General features: G+C 72.4%; 21 protein-coding genes. 12 read left to right on the plus strand and 9 right to left on the minus strand.

Annotated features, from left to right (window positions below):
- Nucleotides 1-158 precede the first annotated feature (158 nt).
- Nucleotides 159-524: an oxidoreductase gene (locus MWU57_RS14925; RefSeq protein ID WP_106269551.1), complete on the plus strand. Its 366-nt coding sequence runs from the start codon at nt 159-161 to the stop codon at nt 522-524.
- 59 nt (nt 525-583) lie between these two features.
- On the opposite strand, the gene MWU57_RS14930 is transcribed toward MWU57_RS14925, so the two are convergent.
- Nucleotides 584-2,089, minus strand: coding sequence for a leucyl aminopeptidase (locus MWU57_RS14930; protein ID WP_246910191.1), 1,506 nt, complete (start codon nt 2,087-2,089; stop codon nt 584-586).
- A gap of 63 nt (nt 2,090-2,152) precedes the next feature.
- On the opposite strand from MWU57_RS14930, the gene MWU57_RS14935 reads away from it, so the two are divergent.
- The 4 genes from MWU57_RS14935 to MWU57_RS14950 are packed head-to-tail and all read left to right on the plus strand — an operon-like array spanning nt 2,153 to nt 4,246.
- On the plus strand, nt 2,153-2,509 hold the full coding sequence (locus MWU57_RS14935; RefSeq protein ID WP_246910193.1) for a hypothetical protein: 357 nt from the start codon (nt 2,153-2,155) through the stop codon (nt 2,507-2,509).
- Complete coding sequence (locus tag MWU57_RS14940; protein ID WP_246910194.1) at nt 2,509-2,964, plus strand: hypothetical protein; 456 nt, start codon at nt 2,509-2,511, stop codon at nt 2,962-2,964. The genes MWU57_RS14935 and MWU57_RS14940 overlap by 1 nt, the downstream gene beginning before the upstream one ends.
- Nucleotides 2,961-4,040, plus strand: a complete 1,080-nt coding sequence (locus MWU57_RS14945) for a quinone-dependent dihydroorotate dehydrogenase (protein WP_246910196.1) — start codon at nt 2,961-2,963, stop codon at nt 4,038-4,040. The genes MWU57_RS14940 and MWU57_RS14945 overlap by 4 nt, the downstream gene beginning before the upstream one ends.
- Complete coding sequence (locus MWU57_RS14950) at nt 4,037-4,246, plus strand: hypothetical protein (RefSeq protein WP_106269546.1); 210 nt, start codon at nt 4,037-4,039, stop codon at nt 4,244-4,246. The genes MWU57_RS14945 and MWU57_RS14950 overlap by 4 nt, the downstream gene beginning before the upstream one ends.
- Before the next feature lie 45 nt (nt 4,247-4,291).
- Here MWU57_RS14950 and MWU57_RS14955 read toward each other — a convergent pair whose 3' ends face one another.
- Complete coding sequence (locus MWU57_RS14955; protein WP_246910198.1) at nt 4,292-5,728, minus strand: PLP-dependent aminotransferase family protein; 1,437 nt, start codon at nt 5,726-5,728, stop codon at nt 4,292-4,294.
- 61 nt (nt 5,729-5,789) lie between these two features.
- Here MWU57_RS14955 and MWU57_RS14960 point away from each other — a divergent pair, with 61 nt between their 5' ends.
- Nucleotides 5,790-6,647 carry a YitT family protein gene (locus MWU57_RS14960; protein ID WP_246910200.1) on the plus strand — a complete coding sequence of 286 codons (858 nt, stop codon included), beginning with the start codon at nt 5,790-5,792 and terminating at the stop codon, nt 6,645-6,647.
- A gap of 95 nt (nt 6,648-6,742) precedes the next feature.
- Here the strand turns inward: MWU57_RS14960 and MWU57_RS14965 are convergent, their stop codons facing one another.
- Together MWU57_RS14965 and MWU57_RS14970 are read right to left on the minus strand one after the other, a co-directional pair.
- Nucleotides 6,743-7,756 (minus strand): aldo/keto reductase family protein, encoded by a 1,014-nt coding sequence (locus MWU57_RS14965; protein ID WP_246910203.1) that lies wholly within the window; start codon nt 7,754-7,756, stop codon nt 6,743-6,745.
- A gap of 73 nt (nt 7,757-7,829) precedes the next feature.
- Nucleotides 7,830-8,465: a DUF3043 domain-containing protein gene (locus tag MWU57_RS14970; protein WP_243401128.1), complete on the minus strand. Its 636-nt coding sequence runs from the start codon at nt 8,463-8,465 to the stop codon at nt 7,830-7,832.
- A gap of 56 nt (nt 8,466-8,521) precedes the next feature.
- Between MWU57_RS14970 and MWU57_RS14975 the strand changes: the two genes are divergently transcribed.
- A complete protein-coding gene (locus tag MWU57_RS14975; protein ID WP_246910206.1) occupies nt 8,522-9,904 on the plus strand; it encodes a dipeptidase in 1,383 nt (460 codons plus the stop codon).
- Between the two features lie 94 nt (nt 9,905-9,998).
- Here the strand turns inward: MWU57_RS14975 and MWU57_RS14980 are convergent, their stop codons facing one another.
- From MWU57_RS14980 to nadA, 3 genes are all read right to left on the minus strand, one after another.
- Nucleotides 9,999-10,544 carry a thioesterase family protein gene (locus MWU57_RS14980; protein WP_246910210.1) on the minus strand — a complete coding sequence of 182 codons (546 nt, stop codon included), beginning with the start codon at nt 10,542-10,544 and terminating at the stop codon, nt 9,999-10,001.
- Nucleotides 10,545-10,609: 65 nt separating this feature from the next.
- Entirely contained in the window at nt 10,610-11,209 is a 600-nt protein-coding gene (locus MWU57_RS14985) for a DJ-1/PfpI family protein (protein WP_106269541.1), read from the minus strand.
- 26 nt (nt 11,210-11,235) lie between these two features.
- Nucleotides 11,236-12,450: a quinolinate synthase NadA gene (nadA, locus tag MWU57_RS14990; protein WP_374108566.1), complete on the minus strand. Its 1,215-nt coding sequence runs from the start codon at nt 12,448-12,450 to the stop codon at nt 11,236-11,238.
- 36 nt (nt 12,451-12,486) lie between these two features.
- Between nadA and MWU57_RS14995 the strand changes: the two genes are divergently transcribed.
- Together MWU57_RS14995 and MWU57_RS15000 are read left to right on the plus strand one after the other, a co-directional pair.
- Nucleotides 12,487-13,014 carry a hypothetical protein gene (locus tag MWU57_RS14995; RefSeq protein ID WP_246910216.1) on the plus strand — a complete coding sequence of 176 codons (528 nt, stop codon included), beginning with the start codon at nt 12,487-12,489 and terminating at the stop codon, nt 13,012-13,014.
- Between the two features lie 74 nt (nt 13,015-13,088).
- Complete coding sequence (locus tag MWU57_RS15000; protein ID WP_106269538.1) at nt 13,089-13,439, plus strand: iron-sulfur cluster assembly accessory protein; 351 nt, start codon at nt 13,089-13,091, stop codon at nt 13,437-13,439.
- 8 nt (nt 13,440-13,447) lie between these two features.
- On the opposite strand, the gene MWU57_RS15005 is transcribed toward MWU57_RS15000, so the two are convergent.
- Nucleotides 13,448-13,738 (minus strand): sulfurtransferase TusA family protein, encoded by a 291-nt coding sequence (locus MWU57_RS15005; RefSeq protein ID WP_246910218.1) that lies wholly within the window; start codon nt 13,736-13,738, stop codon nt 13,448-13,450.
- A complete protein-coding gene (locus MWU57_RS15010; RefSeq protein ID WP_246910221.1) occupies nt 13,735-14,907 on the minus strand; it encodes an aminotransferase class V-fold PLP-dependent enzyme in 1,173 nt (390 codons plus the stop codon). The genes MWU57_RS15005 and MWU57_RS15010 overlap by 4 nt, the downstream gene beginning before the upstream one ends.
- A 285-nt stretch (nt 14,908-15,192) precedes the next feature.
- On the opposite strand from MWU57_RS15010, the gene coxB reads away from it, so the two are divergent.
- The 3 genes from coxB to MWU57_RS15025 are packed head-to-tail and all read left to right on the plus strand — an operon-like array spanning nt 15,193 to nt 18,340.
- Nucleotides 15,193-16,119, plus strand: coding sequence for a cytochrome c oxidase subunit II (gene coxB / locus MWU57_RS15015; protein ID WP_106269535.1), 927 nt, complete (start codon nt 15,193-15,195; stop codon nt 16,117-16,119).
- Nucleotides 16,119-17,942: a cytochrome c oxidase subunit I gene (ctaD, locus tag MWU57_RS15020; RefSeq protein ID WP_106269534.1), complete on the plus strand. Its 1,824-nt coding sequence runs from the start codon at nt 16,119-16,121 to the stop codon at nt 17,940-17,942. The genes coxB and ctaD overlap by 1 nt, the downstream gene beginning before the upstream one ends.
- Complete coding sequence (locus tag MWU57_RS15025) at nt 17,939-18,340, plus strand: cytochrome c oxidase subunit 4 (protein ID WP_106269533.1); 402 nt, start codon at nt 17,939-17,941, stop codon at nt 18,338-18,340. Before ctaD ends, MWU57_RS15025 begins: the two co-directional genes overlap by 4 nt.
- The last annotated feature ends 378 nt before the right edge of the window (nt 18,341-18,718 follow it).

The raw sequence follows: 18,718 nt of genomic DNA on the forward strand, positions 1-18,718 counted from the left end.
CACTTCCTGGTGTTCGGCCCCAATCGTGGCCACCCTCCGAGAACTGTGACGCTCGGTACATCTCGCGCGGATCGGCCGCTTTCGTGTCATCGGGCACCTTCACCGTCGTCTCCGGGGTGACCGTGCTCACCCTCAGCCGGCAGAGGTAGTCTCGCGACATGTCGTTGAGGTCCGCGATGGACCGCCTGCTCGGGCGGTCCCCGTCGTCGTCGTCCAGTGCCGCGCCGTCCGGGGGCGGACGTGCCGCTGCCGTCGGGCACCTGCAGGAGTTCGTGCGTTCCCGGGTGGGCGTCGAGGCCTACGTCGAGCCGCCCAACGCGCAGACGCCCGCCACGGTGCTGCTCGTGGCTACTACGGGGGAGTGGACCCGTCGCCGGGTCCCCGACGAGCGCACCGGGTTCGACGTCGCCCGGTCGCTCGGCGTGCCGGTCTACAACGTGCGCTTCACGGGCTATCCGCAGCGGATGCGGGACTGGAACTCCGCGCAGCGCGCTGAGAGACGGCGGGGTTCCGCCTCGTCCTGAGGCCGGACGACGGCGCGGCCGTCCGGCACGGTGGGTCCCGCGCCGGACGGCCGCGACGATCAGGCCGTGCCGGCGCGGCCCTCGAGGAAGCCGAGCAGCGTCCGCACACCGACGCCCGTGCCGCCGACCGGCGTGTAGCCGAACGGGGCCTTCTCGTTGTACGAGGGGCCGGCGATGTCGAGGTGCGCCCACGGGGTGTCCCCGACGAACTCGGCGAGGAAGTGTCCGGCGAACAGCATCCCGCCCGCGCGGTCGGACGCCGCGTTGACCAGGTCGGCGGTGTTCGACTTCAGCCCTGCCTTCAGCTCGGCGGGCAGCGGCATCGGCCAGAAGGGCTCCCCGGTGGCGTCCGCGGCGACCTTCACCTCGTCGCGCACGTCGTCCGAGCCCATGACGGCGGAGGTCCGGTTGCCGAGCGCCACCATCTGCGCGCCCGTCAGGGTCGCGATGTCCAGGACGGCGTCGTGGCCGTCCTCCACCGCGGCGACGAGACCGTCGGCCATGACCAGCCGGCCCTCCGCGTCGGTGTTGGTGATCTCGACGGTCTTGCCACCGCGCATCGTCACGACGTCGGAGGGGCGCTGGGCGGTGGCGCTGGGCATGTTCTCGGCGAGGCACAGGTAGCCGGTCACGGCGACGGGCAGCCCGAGGCGGGCGGCGGCCACCACCGTGTGCAGGACGGCAGCGGCTCCGGCCATGTCCGACTTCATGGTGAGCATGCCGGCCGGCGGCTTGAGGGAGATGCCGCCGGTGTCGAAGGTGATGCCCTTGCCGACGATCGCGACCTTCCCGGTCGCCTTCGGCGGGGCGTAGGTCAGCTTGACCAGCCGCGGCCCCCGCGACGAGCCCTGCCCGACGCCGGCGATGCCGCCGTAGCCACCGGCGACGAGCTGCTTGTCGTCGAGCACGGTGACCTTCACGCCCTTGGCGCCGAGCTCCTTGACGGCCGTCTTGGCCGCGTCGGCGAACGCCGCCGGGTAGAGCACGTTCGGCGGGGCGTTGACGAGGTCGCGCGTGCCGTGCACGGCCGCGGCGAGCACCGTGGCCCGCTCGACGACGGCCTTGGCCCGGGCCGAGCGCGTGAACGTCGTCGACACCTGCAGCGTGGCGACGGGGGTCAGCCGGGTGGCGGCCTTCTCGTCGCGGTAGGCGGTGTACGCGTAGGCGCCCAGCAGCGCACCCTCGACCACGGCGCCGAGCTCGGCCTCGTCGACGGCGGGGAGCGCCACGACGGCGTCGGTGGAGCCGGCGAGCGCGCGCACGGCGGCTCCGGCGGCGACCCGCAGGGTCTCGTGGTCGAAGGTGCCGTCGGCCCGGCGCTCACCGAGGCCCGTGAGGACCAGCACGTCGGCCGCGACGCCGTCGCCGGCGGGCACCGTGCGCACCTCCTCGAGCGCACCGGTCACCCCCAGGCGCGGGGCCAGGGACTCGATCTGCTCGACGAGCCGGGTGGGGAGCTGGTCCGCCACGACGGCGACGCCGTCGGAGGTGGAGCAGGTCCCGACGACGAGCGCGTCGGCAGCGATGGTGGACGGTTTCTTGCCTGTCAGGGTGAGGTCAGCCACGCGGTCCAGGTTAGCGCGGCCGCCGGCGTGGGTGCGTCGGGCGCGTGCCGGTAGTCTGCGGGCGTGGTCCTTCCCCTGTTCGTCCTCGCCGTCGCCCTGTGCATGGCTCTCGCGGGGTGGGCCGCGTGGTTCGCGGCCCTCGACCGCGCCGTGATCCTGCGCCAGCTCTTCGGCGCGGGCGCGGTCGAGGCGGTCCTCGTCCTGCAGGCCGTGGTGGCGGGCGTGCTCCAGGTGCGCGGTCACGACGTCGACGGTGCGCTCTTCTGGGGCTACCTGCTCACGGCGGCCCTGCTGCTGCCGATCGCGGCCGTGTGGGCGTTCGCCGAGCGCAGCCGCTGGTCCTCCGTGGTGCTCTGCGTGGCCTCGCTGACGGTCGCCTTCCTGCAGTGGCGGCTCTGGATCATCTGGGGGGCGTCCTGATGGGCGCGGCCCCCGGGCCGGGCGCGACGGGGGGCGGGTTCGGCCGGCTGCTCGTGACGGTCTACGGCATCCTGGCCTTCGCGGCGACGGGCCGTTCGGCGTACCAGGTCGCGACCAAGCTCGACGAGGCCCCGGCGGCCTACCTGCTGTCGTTGCTCGCCGCGGCCGTCTACGTCGTGGCGACGATCGCCCTCGCCCGGGGTGGACGCGGCCGGTGGCGCACGGTGGCATGGTGTGCTGTCCTCGTCGAGGCGGTGGGCGTCGTCGTGGTCGGCGTGCTGTCCGTCGTCGTCCCGGAGCTCTTCGTCGAGGCCACCGTCTGGTCGGCCTTCGGGCAGGGCTACGGCTACGTCCCCCTCGTACTGCCCTTCATCGGTCTCTGGTGGCTCTGGCACACTCGCCCAGGACAGCACGCACCCGTGACCGCGCCGGACGAACCGACGGAGGCTCGATGACCCCGTACTCCCTCCTCTTCCACGGCGTGCTGCGCCGCATCGAGCCGGAGCGTGCGCACGAGCTCGCGTTCCGGGCGATCGAGACGGCCGGGCGCGTGCCCGTGCTGCGCGACGTGGTGCAGGGCGCGCTCGCGCCGTACCTCGGCCGCGGTGCCGGCGGTCCGGGCAGCGTCGAGGTGCTGGGCCGGACGATCCCGGCGCCCTTCGGGCTGGCGGGCGGGTTCGACAAGAACGCGCGTGCGGTGCGCGGGCTGACGATGCTCGGTTTCGGGTTCGTCGAGGTCGGCACGGTCACGCCGCGTCCGCAGCCCGGCAACGAGGCACCGCGCATGTGGCGCGAGCTCGACGTGCGCGGCGTGCGCAACCGGATGGGCTTCAACAACGACGGCGCCCTGGAGATGGCCGAGCGACTGCGTCGGCTCCGGGCGACGCCCGCCGGGCGTGCCGCCGTCGTGGGCGTCAACATCGGCAAGAACAAGACCACGCCGGCCGACGACGCGGCGCAGGACTACGCGACGTGCGCGCGGCTGCTTGCCCCGCACGCCGACTACCTGGTGGTCAACGTCTCCTCGCCGAACACACCGGGCCTGCGTGACCTGCAGACGACGGCGGAGCTGCGACCCATCCTCGCGGCGGCCCGGGAGGCCGCGGACGAGGCGACGTCGGTGGCGGGGGTGCGCAGGACGCCGCTCCTGGTGAAGATCGCCCCGGACCTGGCGGACGTCGACGTGGACGCCGTCGCGGACCTCGTCGCCGAGCTCGGGCTGGACGGTGTCGTGGCGGTGAACACGACCATCGGCCACGACCGCGGCCCCGGCGGGCTGTCGGGGCCGGTGCTGCTGCCCCGCGGTCTGGAGGTCGTGGCACGGCTTCGCGCGCGGCTCGGTCCGGAGCCCGTGGTCATCGGGGTCGGCGGCGTCACCTGCGCCGACGACGTCCGTGCCTACCTGCGGGCCGGCGCCGACCTGGTGCAGGGCTACACGTCGTTCGTCTACGAGGGGCCGGGGTGGCCGTCCCGGCTCAACCGGGCGTTGACGCGGTCGGCGGGCTCGGCCAGCGCGGGGCGAGTCGCGTGATCCGACCACGGTGGGAGTGGTCGCTGGTGGACCTCGACGGCCGGCGGCTCGATCCGTCGCTCAGCCCGGTGTTCACCGCCCAGTACGACGCCGAGCAGTGGCTCGGGGAGCACTGGCGCGAGCTCGCCGGCTCGGGGGCTGCGGCGGCGACGCTGCTGCACGACGGCACGCAGGCGACCCCGACGATCGAGCTGCGCGTCCCCTGACGGCCCGCCCTGCGGGCCGGGTGCACCCGGCACGACGGGTCGGGTTCACCCGGTGACGCGTCGCCAGGCCCGCGCGAGGCGCTCCACGGCCTCGGCGAGCGTCTCGGGGGTGGCGGTGTAGATGAGCCGGATCCGGTCCTGGGCGGTGCCGTCCGGCGTGAACTGGGGGCCGGCACCGATCCGCAGGCCCTCGGCGACCGCCGCGGCCGTGAGCGCCTGGGCGGCCGGCCGGCCGATCCCTGTCCAGAGGCAGAGCCCGCCCTTCGGCACCGGTACGTCCCAGTCGGGGAACCGGTCACGGACGAGCCCGACGAGCAGGTCGCGACGCTCGCGCAGCCCCGCCACGCGGGCGGGCAGGATCTCGTCGCGGCGCGCGAGGAGCTCGACGACGGCGAGCTGCTCGAGCACCGGGGTGGCGATGTCGAGGGCCTGACGGGTCCGCGCCAGGCGCTGCACCAGCTGCGGCGTCGCGCGCACCCAGCCGATCCGGATCCCGCCCCAGAATGACTTGGAGGCCGACCCGACGGACACCAGCCGGGTGTTGGTGCCGTCGCCGCAGAACGGGCCGGGCACCGTGCCGCCCTCGAGGTCGAGGTCGGTGAGCGTCTCGTCGCCCACCACGGTCACGCCGTAGCGGTCGGTCAGGTGCACGACGGCGTCGCGCTCGTCGGCGGTGAGGGTCCGGCCCGTGGGGTTGTGGAAGTCGGGGACCAGGTATGCCAGGCGGGCGCGGGTGCGGTGCACCGCCGACGCGAGCGACTCGACGTCGCCCGTGGGCACGCCGATGACGCGGGCGCCGGCCCGCTGCAGGGCCTCGATGGCGTGGTAATAGGTGGGGGACTCGACGACCACCGGCTCGGTGCGGCTGACGAGGGTGGTCGCCAGCAGTGCGATGGCCTGCTGGCCGCCGGTGGTGACGAGGATCTGGTCCGGGGTGGTCGGCACGCCGCGGGCCCGGTACCGGGCCGCGACGGCCTCGCGCAGCACGTCGAGGCCGAGGTGGGCGTACCCGCCCGTGCCCAGGTAGGCGGGCAGCATCTCGAGGGCGCGCTCGTACGCGCCGTGCAGCGCGTCCGGGGCCGACGGCGTCGCCTGGGACATCTCGATCGGCCCGACGCCGTCGGCGAGCGGCGGCAGCGGGCCGTCTCCCGCCGGCGTCTGGGGTCGCAGGGGCAGGCCGGCGGTGCGGGGCAGGATGGCCACGGTGCCGGAACCGACCTGGCTGGTGGCGAAGCCGAGCTCGCGCAGCCGGGCGTACGCGGCCGACGTCGTCGTGCGGGACACCCCGAGCGCGCGTGCCAGCTCGCGCTCGCTGGGCAACCGGGTCAGGGGAGCGAGCGATCCTGCGAGGACGGCGGAGCGCAGGGCGTCGGCGAGAGCGAGGTAGACCGGGCCGGAGGTGTGCCACGCGCCCAGGAGGCGTGACGCGGCCGGCGCGGAGAGGCTCCGCACGGCCGTGGTGGTCGGGGTGGCCAGGCTCATACGGCCACTCTTCTCTTATTGGCTATGGAATGCAACGCCAATGCCGGGGATCGTGGATGCCATGACCGACACCTCGACCACCCCGTCCGTGACCGCCGTGCTTGCGCCCGTGGCTGGCGCACCTGTGGTCGCCGCACCCGTGGCCGCCGCACCCGTGGCCGATCTGGGGCCGGTGCGACGTGGCGCGCAGCTGGTGCTCGGCCTGCTCGCCTTCACGGTCTCGATGGCGATGCTCGTGCACGCCGGCCAGGGCAGCATGCCCTGGGACGTGCTGCACCAGGGCCTCGTCCGCACCACGGGCTGGTCGTTCGGGCTGGTCGTGGCCCTCACCTCCGTGCTCGTGCTCACCGCCTGGGTGCCGCTGCGACAGCGCCCCGGCATCGGGACCGTCGCCAACATCGTCATCATCTCCCTCGCGATCGAGCCGAGCCTGTCCGCGCTCGAGACCCTCTGGCCGCAGCCGGGGACGATCGGCGGGGTGCTGCTCGCGCTCGGCGGGATCGTCCTCAACGGCGTCGCGACCGCCGCCTACGTCGGCGTCCGCCTGGGCCCGGGGCCGCGCGACGGGCTGATGACGGGCCTGGTGGCGCGCACCGGCTGGTCCGTCCGGGCCATCAAGACGGGCATCGAGGTGGGGGTCGTCGCGCTCGGCTGGGTGCTGGGCGGCACGGTCGGCTGGGCCACGGTCGCGTTCGCGCTGGGTGTCGGTGTCGTGGTGCAGGCGGCTGCGCGGTGGCAGCGGCTCGTGCCGGGCGGGCTCGGCGCACGGCCGGCGTCCACGGGGCGGCCGAGCGTCCGGCCGAGCGTCCGGCCGGTAGCCGCCGTGCCGTCGTCGGGCGGCGAGGCGAGGCTGCGTCGCCGGGCCCGGGAGATCGCCCGCGCCCTGGACTCGTTCGGTGAGCACGGGCGGACGCTCTGACAGTCCCCGGACGCGGACGAGCGTCTCTGTCCGTCCCGAAACAGGCCCTGTTCCGGGACGGACAGAGACGCTCGTCGGCTCGTCGCGGGTGGGCGTCAGGCGACGCGCGTCTTCGGCATCCCCTCGAGGGTCTTGCCCGGGTCGCGCTCGACGACGTCGCCCAGGACCTCGTCGATCCGTGCCATCAGCTCGGCCGGGATCTCGACACCGGAGGCCTTGACGTTCTCCGCGACCTGCTCCGGCCGGGAGGCGCCGACGAGCGCGGCGGCCACGTTGTCGTTCTGCAGCACCCACGCGACGGCGAGCTGCGCCATCGACAGGCCGAGCTCGTCGGCCACGGGCTTGAGGTTCTGCACGCGCTCGAGGACGTCGTCGCGCATGAACCGCTGGATCATCTTCGCGCCGCCCTTCTCGTCGGTGGCGCGCGACCCGGCCGGCAGCTCCTTGCCGGGCACGTACTTGCCCGAGAGGACGCCCTGCGCCATCGGCGACCAGACGATCTGGGACAGACCCTTCTCCTGGGAGGCAGGGACGACCTCGTCCTCGATGACCCGCCACAGCATGGAGTACTGCGGCTGCGAGGAGATGAGCCGGAACCCGAGGTCCGCCGCCAGCTCGGCGCCGGCGCGGATCTGGTCCGCCGTCCACTCGGAGACGCCGATGTAGAGCGCCTTGCCCTGACGGACGATGTCGGCGAACGCCTGCATCGTCTCCTCGAGGGGGGTCTCGACGTCGTACCGGTGCGCCTGGTACAGGTCGACGTAGTCGGTGCCGAGCCGCTGCAGCGAGCCGTTGATCGACTCCATGACGTGCTTGCGCGACAGCCCGGTGTCGTTGGGGCCGCCGGGGCCCGTGGGCCAGTAGACCTTGGTGAAGATCTCGAGCGACTCGCGGCGCTGGCCCTTCAGCGCCTCGCCGAGGACGGACTCCGCCGTGGTGTTCGCGTAGACGTCCGCGGTGTCGAACGAGGTGATCCCTGCGTCGAGGGCTGCGTGCACGCACTGCGTGGCGACGTCGTTCTCGACCTGGGAGCCGTGGGTGAGCCAGTTGCCGTAGGTGATCTCGGTGATCTTGAGACCGCTGTTGCCGAGGTACCGGTAGTTGACCATGCCGTCACCCTACGCCGACGGTCGGATCGATTCGACCCCCGCGGTGCGGCCGATGCGGCCGACCCGGCGGGACTCAGCTCGGCCAGACGCCGTGCTTCTTGTGCATCGGCTTGGGCAGCCGCGAGCGCCGGAGCTGGAACGCACGCATCACGGCGTACATCATGGTCCCGCGCGGGACGTCGTAGGTCTTCGTGCCGTCGGCGCCCACGGTGCCGAACTTGTCGCGCAGCTTCCGCTTGAGCCGCTGCCACATGATGACCGCATCGAGCAGGGTGATGAACACGACCGCGTACAGGCCGAGGAGCACCAGCGCGCCGAGGGTCGGGCTCTGCATCACCAGCAGGTTGAGGAAGATGAAGACGAACGCGACGGGGAGGAAGAACTCGCCGAGGTTCCAGCGGGCGTCGACGTGGTCACGGACGTAGCGGCGCACCGGGCCCTTGTCGCGCACCGGCATGTACCGCTCGTCGCCGGTCTGCATCGCCTTGTACTCGCGGTTGCGCTCCTCGCGCATCTTCTCCTTGTTCGCCTTGCGTGCCGCCCGGCGGTCGTTCGGCACCAGGGGCCGCTGGTTCTTGGCCGCGGCCTCACGACGCTTGGGCGTCGGCCGGCCCTTGCCCGCCCGCACGATGGCGGGGTCCTCGACGGAGGGGCTGTCGGCAGAGCCGGTGGCAGCGGAGTCGGCGGTGTCAGGCTTGCGGAAGATCACGCCACCAGGGTAGTCGAGCGCAGGGCCGTCGCGGGACGCCCCGGTAGCGTGGAGGGGTGAACCACACCGAGAAGGACGTGGCCGCGCTGCGCGCTCACGTCGACGAGCTGTTCCCTGCCGTCCAGGCGGACCTGGAGACCCTGGTCCGGATCCCGAGCGTCTCTGCGGCGGCCTTCGACCAGGCGCACGTCGCCACCAGCGCCGAGACGGTCGCCGGCCTGCTGCGCGGCGTCGGTCTGCCCGACGTGCGGATACTGCGGTCGGCTCGCCCGGACGGCTCGGCCGGAGCGCCCGCCGTCGTCGCCCGCCGTCCGGCGCGCACGGGGGAGCCGACCGTCCTGCTGTACGCGCACCACGACGTCCAGCCGCCGGGGGACGCGCTGGCCTGGGACACCGACCCGTTCGAGCCCACGCAGGTGGGCGAGCGGCTGTTCGGTCGCGGCGCGGCCGACGACAAGGCCGGGCTGATGGCCCACGTCGGAGCGCTGCGCGCCCTGGCCGCGGCCGGCGACGAGCTCGGCGTGGGCGTGACCCTCTTCGTCGAGGGCGAGGAGGAGTCGGGCTCGCCGAGCTTCGCCCGGTTCCTGGCCGACCACCACGAGCTGCTCGCCGCCGACGTGATCGTCGTGGCGGACTCGACGAACTGGAAGGTCGGTGTCCCGGCCCTGACGACGTCGCTGCGTGGCCTGGTGGACGGCGTCGTCACCGTCGAGGTGCTGGACCACGCGGTCCACTCCGGCATGTTCGGCGGCCCGGTCCTGGACGCCAACGTGCTGCTCGCGCGCCTCGTCGCGACGCTGCACGACGACGCGGGCAGCGTGGCGGTCGCCGGGCTCACCGGCGCCGGTGAACCGGAGGTCGACTACGCGGAGGCGGACTTCCGCGGCGACGCCTCGGTGCTCGACGGCGTCGCGCTCGCCGGGACCGGCACCATCGCCGGGCGGCTGTGGACCAAGCCGGCCATCGCGGTCATCGGCATCGACGCCACCTCGGTCGCGCACGCCTCGAACACCCTCGCGCCGCGCGCCGCGGCGAAGATCTCCGTCCGCATCCCGCCCGGCCTCGAGCCGGAGGCGGCCGAGGAGGCGTTGCGGGCGCACCTCGAGGGGCACGCGCCGTTCGGCGCCCGGGTCACGTGGACCCCGGGGGAGCAGGGCAAGGCGTTCGGGGCGCCGGCCGACTCGCCCGCCATGCGGGCGGCGCGCACCGCCTTCGCGGCGGCGTGGGGAACCGAGCCGGTCGACATCGGCGTCGGTGGCTCGATCCCGTTCATCGCGGACCTGCTCGAGGCGTTCCCCCAGGCGGCCGTGCTCGTCACCGGCGTCGAGGACCCGGACTCGCGTGCGCACGGGGCCAACGAGTCGGTGCACCTGGGCGAGCTGCGCAACGTCGTCCTCGCGGAGGCGTTGCTGCTGCGCCAGCTCGCGGGCGCGGTCTGACCGGGCGCCTCGTTCGGCAGTTCCTGTCCTGTTCGGCAGCTCGAGCTGCCGAACAGGACAGGAACTGCCGAACGAGGCGGGCCATCGGTGGGTGTCAGGCCCGGTCGGTCTCGCGGTGCGCCACGTCGACCGACCGGGCCCAGGCGGCGAGGTCCTCCGGGAGGGCGGGGCTCTCCACCCCGACGTCGTCGCCGAGCAGCGCGACGACGTCGGCGGGGGCGACGCGCGACCCGTCCCTGCCCAGGAACCGCCCGGCCACCCAGCCGCGGGCAGAGAACCTGCCGCGGCAGGTGAACACCTGCTCGATGTACACCACGCGGGCGTCCCAGCCGAGGACGCGGGTGCTGATCTCCACGCGCTCGAAGAGCTGCAGCGATCGCTTGTACGTCACCGTGGAAGCGGCCACGACGGGGTACCAGCCCCCGTCCTTCAGCAGCGGGAACCCGCCGAGGTCGGCGATGAGGTTCGAGCGGGCCACGTCCATCATCTGCAGGTACGAGCCGTTGTTGACGTGGAGGTACAGGTCCAGGTCGCCCGGGTGCACGCGGAGCACCGTCGTGGACGGGTCGAGCAGACCCCGCCCGGGGACGCGGCGGCGGGGGAGCAGGGAGGCCCTGGCGAGCTGGATCATCCTCGTCATGGCGTCACGATATGTCAGCGACGCGCGGTATCAGGTATCGGTGCTGCGGGCCGTGCCCGACGGCGTCACACCGGTGGCGCGGTGTCGTACTGCAGCGCTCGGCGCACCTGGGCCGCGACGTCCTCCGACTCCAGGCGCGCCACGAGGTGCAGCGCCATGTCGATGCCGGCGGACACCCCGGCCGAGGTGATGACGTCGCCGTCGTCGACGAACCGCGCCTCGGTGTCGACCAGGACGCTCGGGTCGATCCGTGACAGCTCGTCGTAGTGGTCGCGGTGGGTGGTCGCGGGCCGGCCGGCGAGCAGTCCCGCGGCGGCGAAGACCTGGGCCCCCGTGCAGACGCTGGCCATCACGGGCGTCTGCACGCGCACGGCACGCAACCACTCCAGGTGTGCGCTGTCCTCGAGCAGCCGGTGGGTCCCCCATCCGCCCGGGTGCACCAGCACGTGCAGGGGACCGACGTCGTCCGCCGAGCGGCTGGGCAGCATCCGCAGGCCGGCGGCGAGCCGCACGCCGTCGCCGTTGCACGAGAAGGTGCTCACGTGCGGCTTCAGCTCCGAGTGCTCGGACCACGAGGTGAAGACCTCGAACGGTCCGACCACGTCGAGCTCGTCCGCCTCGTCGAACACGAGGACTCCGACGCTCAGCCCGCCGTCGGTGCTCATCGCACGGTCATCGCCTTCCGTCCGTGTCAGATACCGGGCAGCGCCAGCATCTGGTCGAGGGCCACCTGGGCCCAGTGCGCGTCGTCGGCGTCGACGACGATGCGGTTGACCACGCGCCCCTCGACGAGGGACTCCATCGCCCAGACGAGGTGGGGCAGGTCGATGCGGTTCATGGTCGAGCAGAAGCAGACCGTCGAGTCGAGGTAGTGCACCTGCTTGTCCGGGTGCGCGGCGGCGACGCGGCGCACCAGGTTGAGCTCGGTGCCGATCGCCCACGACGAGCCCGGCTCGGCGTTCTCGAGCGCCTTGATGATGTACTCGGTGGAGCCGACCATGTCCGCGGCGTTGACGACCTCGTGCTTGCACTCCGGGTGCACCAGCACGTTGATGCCGGGCACAGCGGCGCGGATGTCCGTGACGTTGCGCTCCGAGAACCGGCCGTGCACCGAGCAGTGGCCGCGCCACAGGATCATGCGGGCGTCACGGAGCTCGTCGGCGGTCAGCCCGCCGTCGGGCTTGCGCGGGTCGAAGACGACGCAGTCGTCCAGGCTCATGCCGAGCTGCAGCACCGCCGTGTTGCGGCCCAGGTGCTGGTCGGGCATGAACAGGACCTTGCCCGTCCCCTCGACGCCGCCGACCTTGTCGAACGCCCAGCGCAGCGCCACCTGGGCGTTCGACGACGTGCACACCGTGCCGCCGTGCCGACCCGTGAACGCCTTGATGGCGGCGGTGGAGTTCATGTACGTCACCGGGATCGTGTCGGCCGCGACGCCGGCGTCCTCCAGCACCGCCCAGGCCTCCTCGACCTGCGAGATCTCCGCCATGTCCGCCATGGAGCAGCCGGCCGCCATGTCGGGCAGCACGACCTGCTGGGAGTCGGCCGTCAGGATGTCCGCCGACTCCGCCATGAAGTGCACGCCGCAGAAGATGACGAACTCCGCCTCCGGCCGCGCGGCGGCCGACTGGGCCAGCTTGAACGAGTCCCCCGTGACGTCCGCGAAGTCGATGACCTCGTCGCGCTGGTAGTGGTGGCCGAGCACGAAGGCGCGGTCACCGAGGGCCGCCCGTGCGGCGCGGGCACGCTCGACCAGGTCCGGGTCTGACGGGGAGGGGAGCGCGCCGGTGCACTCGACACCGCGCTCGGACGCGAGGTCACGGCCCTGCCCGAGCAGGAGCAGCGGGGACGATGCCGGTTCGACGAAGGTCGACGTCTCGTTCAGCAGAGTGCTCACGCGCCCCATCTTCCCACGACGCGCAGATGTGTCACGATCGGCACCGTGCACGCGCTCATCGTCGCCGCGTCGGGCGGCCCTGACCCCGAGGACCCGGCCGTCGGGGCCGCGGCGCTCGCCGCCGCCTGGTCCGCCGCCGCGCCTCGCTGCGCCGTCGAGCCCCTCGTGCTGCCGGCCGCGGAGCCTCCGCCGCCGGCGCGCCCGGGCGACGGCCCGGCGCCTGTCGGGGTCTTCGTGCCGACGACGGCGCTCGGGCTGTCCAGCGTCGGGCCACCACCGGTCGCCCCCGAGGTCGCCCTCCTGGGCGAGCGCATGGGCGGCGCGGACCTCGTCGTCGTCCACGTCCGGGTGCTCGACGGGGCGGCCCTGCACAGCGGCCCCGCGGCCGCGGCGGCACGTGCCGCCGCACCGCACGCCGTCCCCGTCGTCGTGCTCGCGGGGCGCTCCGAGGTGTCGCGCCGCGAGCTGGCCGCGGCCGGCGTGGTGGGCGTCCACGAGGTGGGCGAGCCGTGGGACGCCGCCTCGGTGGGGCGTGCGGCTCGCACCTGGGCGCCCTCGTGGGGCACGCTGTGACCTGACTCATCGACTCGCCGAGAATCCGGCGTAGGATCGGGAACAGCCGAACCGGCCCACCTGTTGGAGGAAGCATGACCGACACCACCGAGATCGCCACGCACGGCGTCGAGCTCTCCGAGGTCGCCGCGAACAAGGTTCGCACCCTCCTCGAGCAGGAGGGCCGCGACGACCTGCGGCTGCGCGTCGCCGTCCAGCCCGGCGGCTGCTCCGGCCTCATCTACCAGCTCTACTTCGACGAGCGTCTGCTCGACGGGGACGCGCTGCGCGACTACGACGGCGTCGAGGTCGTCGTGGACCGCATGAGCGTCCCGTACCTCGACGGCGCGAAGATCGACTTCGCCGACACCATCGAGAAGCAGGGCTTCACGATCGACAACCCGAACGCAGGCGAGTCCTGCGCCTGCGGCGGCTCCTTCGGCTGAGACCAGACTCAGCGACGTGACGCGGCCGAGCTCCCCGGAGCCCGGCCACCGAGGCGGACGGTCAGGGCCCACCAGGGCCGGCCGTCCGCCTCGTGCGTCTGCGCAGCGGTGACGGTGTGCCCGCGCAGGCGGGCCCAGGCGGGGACGTCGTGCTGAGCGGCCGGGTCCGTGGCCAGCACGGTCAGCTCGGTCCCCGAGGGCAGCTCCTGGGCACGCTCCGCGAGCCGGATCACCGGTAACGGGCAGCGGAGCCCGCGCGCGTCCACCACGTGCTCCTCGCTCGGTCCGACCGTGCTCACAGGCCCCGGACCCCCAGCATGTCGCGCACCGTGGCCACCGCACCCGGCAGGACCTCGAGAAAGCGCTCGACGTCCGCGGCGGTCGTCGAGCGGTCCAGCGCGACACGCACGTTGCCGTGTGTCAGCACGCCCATCGCGGCGAGGACGTGCGACGGCTCGAGCGTCCCGGCGGTGCAGGCCGACCCCGAACCGACGGCGAACCCGGCGCGGTCCAGCTCGGTCACGAGGGCCTCGCCGTCGACGTAGAGGAACGAGAACGTCACGACGTGGGGCAGCCGGCCGGAGGGGTCGCCCACCACCTCGACGTCCGGTATCGCTGCCACCCGGGCGCGGATCTCGTCGACCAGGGCACGGCGCCGGGCATCGGCCTGCGCCCGGTCCTCGTGGACCGCCTGGAGCGCGACGGCGGCCGCGAAGGCGGCGGGGACGCTCACGCCCCCCGGAGCCCACGGCTCGGGGTCCTCGGGGCCCGTGGCGACGGTGCGCGTGCGCTGCCGGACGGCGACCACGCCCACGCCGGCAGGTGCTCCCCAGTCGGCGGGGTCGGCGGCGAGGACGTCCCAGGCGGGATCCACCGTCGCGTGCCCCAGGCTGGCACCGGCGTCGACGAGGAGGGGGACCCCCGCGGCGCGGGCGGCCTCGTGCACGGTCTCGACCGGCTGAGTCGTCCCCACCTCGCCGTTGGCGTGCTGCAGCGCCGCGAGGGCGACGCCGCCGCTCCCGAGCGCCGTCGCGTAGGCGTCGGCGTCGACGCGGCCGTGCTCGTCGACCGGGACCGTCACCCGCCGGCCGCCCGGGGGAAGGGCGTGGTCGGCGGCATGCAGGACGGCGGCCCGTTCCACGGCACCGACGACGACGTCGCTCCCGTGCCGCCGTCGTGCCCGGACGACCTGTGCGACGGCGGCGTGCAGAGCCGCGGTGTGCGACGGGGTGAACCGGACCTCCTCGGTCCGGGCGCCGAGGACGTCGGCCACGGCCTCGCGTGCGCCGTCCAGCAGGGCTGCCGCGCGGCGGCCCTCGGTGTGCAGCCTTCGCGGGTCCGCCCACCCGTCGTCGAGCGCCTGGAGGAATGCGGTCCGCGCGAGCGGGTGCCAGGGGGCCCGGCCACCGTTGTCCAGGTGGACCCGGTGCGGGTGGGGACGGTCCGTGCTGCCGGTGGGGTGTGTCACACGGAGCCCTTCGACGTGGTGGTGAACGGGTGCGCAGCGCGCCCCACCATGATGCCGTGAGCCGCGCGAGGGCGGCGAATGCGTGCGCGATCTGACAGGCCTACGGGGCGTGTCGCGAACCGTCCGGATGGCGACGGAGAGCGGTGTTCCCGTCACGTAGGAACCGGGCCCTTCTGGCGTCGAAAGCGTGAAGGGCGCGCTAGGCTGCTCCCATCGAGGACGAAGGTCCTATCCGTGCGCTCTGAGCCAGAGCGCGGCGGTCGGACGAGACGTGAAAGGCCTCCCTTGCACTCGAAGAGCCCCACCCGCACCCGGCGGGCACTGGCGTTGCGTGCGACGGCTCTCGCCGTCGCGGTCGCGACGCTCGCCTCCGGCTGCGCCAGCGACGCCGCCCAGCGTGGATACCTGCCCGGCTACAGCGACGGGGAGGTGACCAACCAGACCGGTCGGATGACAGACCTCTGGGTCGGATCCTGGGTCGCAGCACTCGCCGTCGGTGTCATCACCTGGGGGCTGATGCTGTGGTGCGTCGCCGCCTACCGCAAGCGCCGCGACGACCACCGCCTGCCGGTGCAGACCCGCTACCACATGCCGCTCGAGATCATGTACACGATCGTGCCGACGCTCATGGTCCTCGTGCTGTTCTTCTACACGAACCGCGACATGACGGCCGTCCTCGACACCACGTCCGAGGAGCCCGACGTCAGCATCCAGGTCATCGGCAAGCAGTGGAGCTGGGACTTCAACTACCTCGACGACGACGTGTACGAGTCCGGGCAGCAGCTGCTGGACCCCGGCTCGCAGACCGTCGAGGACGAGGTCGACGGCGCGCCGGGCACGTCCCAGGCGCTCCCGACGCTGTACCTGCCCGTCGGTGAGCGTGTCGAGTTCACGGTGGAGTCGCGCGACGTCATCCACTCGTTCTGGATCCCCGCGTTCCTGTTCAAGATGGACATGATCCCCGGGCGGTCGAACACCTTCCAGGTCGTGCCCGAGCGCGAGGGCACCTACGCGGGCAAGTGCGCCGAGCTCTGCGGAGAGTTCCACTCGGGGATGCTCTTCAACGTCAAGGTCGTCGACCGCGCCGAGTACGACGCCCAGATGGCCGAGCTCGCGGCCAAGGGGCAGACCGGCGAGCTCGGTCTCGACCTCAACCGCCAGCAGCACGGTGAGTTCACCGACGAAGAAACCACTCCGGAGGTCGAGGGCTGATGGCCACCACCGAGACCGCGTACGGAGCGGAGGCCGTCCCGGGCCTTCGGCCCGAGCGGCAGACCCTGGGCCGTACGGTCGTGAAGTGGATCACCTCCACCGACCACAAGACCATCGGCTACATGTACCTGATCACGTCGTTCTTCTGGTTCGCCGTGGGAGGGATCCTGGCGCTGCTCATCCGCGCCGAGCTCTTCATGCCCGGCATCCAGATCGTGCAGAGCAAGGAGCAGTACAACCAGCTCTTCACCATGCACGGCACGATCATGCTGCTGCTCTTCGCGACACCGCTCTTCGCCGGCTTCGCGAACGTCATCATGCCGCTGCAGATCGGCGCGCCGGACGTGGCGTTCCCGCGCCTGAACATGTTCGCCTACTGGCTGTTCCTCTTCGGCGGGCTCATCGCCGCGGCCGGCTTCTTCACCCCGCAGGGTGCGGCGTCGTTCGGGTGGTTCGCCTACGCGCCGTTGTCCAACACCACGTTCAGTCCGGGGTTGGGAGGAGATCTCTGGGTCTTCGGCCTGGCGCTGGCCGGGTTCGGGACCATCCTCGGTGGCGTCAACTTCATCACGACGATCATCTGCATGCGCGCGCCCGGCATGACGATGTTCCGGATGCCGATCTTCACGTGGAACACGCTGGTCACGAGCCTGCTCGTGCTCATGGCGTTCCCGCCGCTCGCCTCGGCGCTCTTCGCCCTCGGTGCCGACCGTCGCTTCAACGCCCAGGTCTTCAACCCGGACAACGGGGGAGCGGTGCTGTGGCAGCACCTGTTCTGGTTCTTCGGGCACCCCGAGGTGTACATCATCGCGCTGCCGTTCTTCGGCATCGTCTCCGAGATCTTCCCGGTGTTCAGCCGCAAGCCGATCTTCGGCTACAAGGGCCTCATCTACGCGACGATCGCGATCGCCGCGCTGTCCGTGACGGTCTGGGCGCACCACATGTACGTCACGGGTGCGGTCCTGCTGCCGTTCTTCGCGTTCATGACGATGCTGATCGCCGTGCCGACGGGCGTGAAGTTCTTCAACTGGATCGGCACGATGTGGCGGGGCAAGCTCACCTTCGAGACCCCCATGCTGTGGTCGATCGGGTTCCTCGTCACGTTCCTGTTCGGCGGCCTGACCGGCATCATCCTGTCGAGCCCTGCGCTGGACTTCCACCTGTCGGACTCGTACTTCGTCGTGGCGCACTTCCACTACGTCGTGTTCGGCACCGTGGTGTTCGCGATGTTCGCCGGCTTCTACTTCTGGTGGCCCAAGTTCACCGGCACCATGCTCAACGAGCGGCTCGGCAAGATCCACTTCTGGATCCTGTTCATCGGCTTCCACATGACCTTCCTCGTGCAGCACTGGCTGGGCGTCGAGGGCATGGCCCGTCGGTACGCGGACTACATGCCCGACGAAGGCTTCACCTGGGAGAACCAGCTCTCGACGGTCGGTGCGTTCATCCTGGCGGCCTCGACGCTCCCGTTCCTGTGGAACGTCTACTCGACCTGGCGCAACGCACCCCGTGTCACCGTCGACGACCCGTGGGGCTACGGCCGGTCGCTCGAGTGGGCGACGTCCTGCCCGCCGCCGCGGCACAACTTCACGTCGCTGCCGCGGATCCGGTCGGAGTCGCCGGCCTTCGACCTGCACCACCCCGAGGTCGCTGCCATGGAGGACCCGCACGTCAACCAGGACGGCCTGGAGCAGGTCTACGGCGGTGCCGACCGCCGTGGTCAGGCCCAGCACGTCGAGGAGCTCTCGATGCAGGAGTATCCGGAGAAGCACGCGTCGGCCACGGTCGTCGACGAGCCTGAGGACGAGGAGAAGAACAAGTGAAGATCGAGATCCGCCTCTTCATCTGGCTGGCTCCCTTCTTCGTCGTCGTCGGCGTGCTCTACGGGTTCTTCAGCGGCTGGAGCGAGCCGGTCGGCTTCCTCGGGATCCCGCTCGTCGGCGGGCTGATGGCCATGATCGGCGCGTACCTGGCTCTGCAGGCCCGTCACATCGATCCGCGCCCCGAGGACGACGAGCAGGGTGAGATCGACCAGGGCGCCGGCGACCAGGGCGTCTACGCCCCGTGGTCGTGGTGGCCGCTGGTGCTCGGAGCCGGTGCCGCCGTCGCGTTCCTCGGTCTCGCCGTCGGCTGGTGGGTCTTCTACATCAGCCTGATCCTCGGCCTGGTGGGCCTGGTCGGCTGGGTCTTCGAGTTCAGCCGCGGTCAGCACGCTCACTGAGCCGTCTCACGGCACCTGACGAAGGGCCCCGTCCTCGCTGGAGGATGGGGCCTTTCGTCATCCACGAGATAGATTGCCCGGTCCGTGGAACGGGCGCGCGACCCCGTGGCCACCACAGGCCCCGGGAACCCGGCCTGCGCCCGGGACAGGCCGTTCTCGGCTCGGGGACTGGCACCGCGTGGCCTCGCGGACAGATCCACATGCCGACGAAAAGCCCGGCTCCTGCGCTGTGTGCGCGGGAGCCGGGCTTCTGGTCGTGCGGAGACGCCCTGTGCAGGGGTGTCTCAGGCGGGGACGATGAGTCCGGTGGTCTGGGTGCGGGCGCGGTCGAGGCGGGCGGCGACGTCGCGCCAGTTGGCGATGTTCCAGAACGCCTTG

The organism is Isoptericola sp. S6320L (genome assembly GCF_023015685.1).
Lineage (GTDB): Bacteria > Actinomycetota > Actinomycetes > Actinomycetales > Cellulomonadaceae > Isoptericola > Isoptericola halotolerans_A.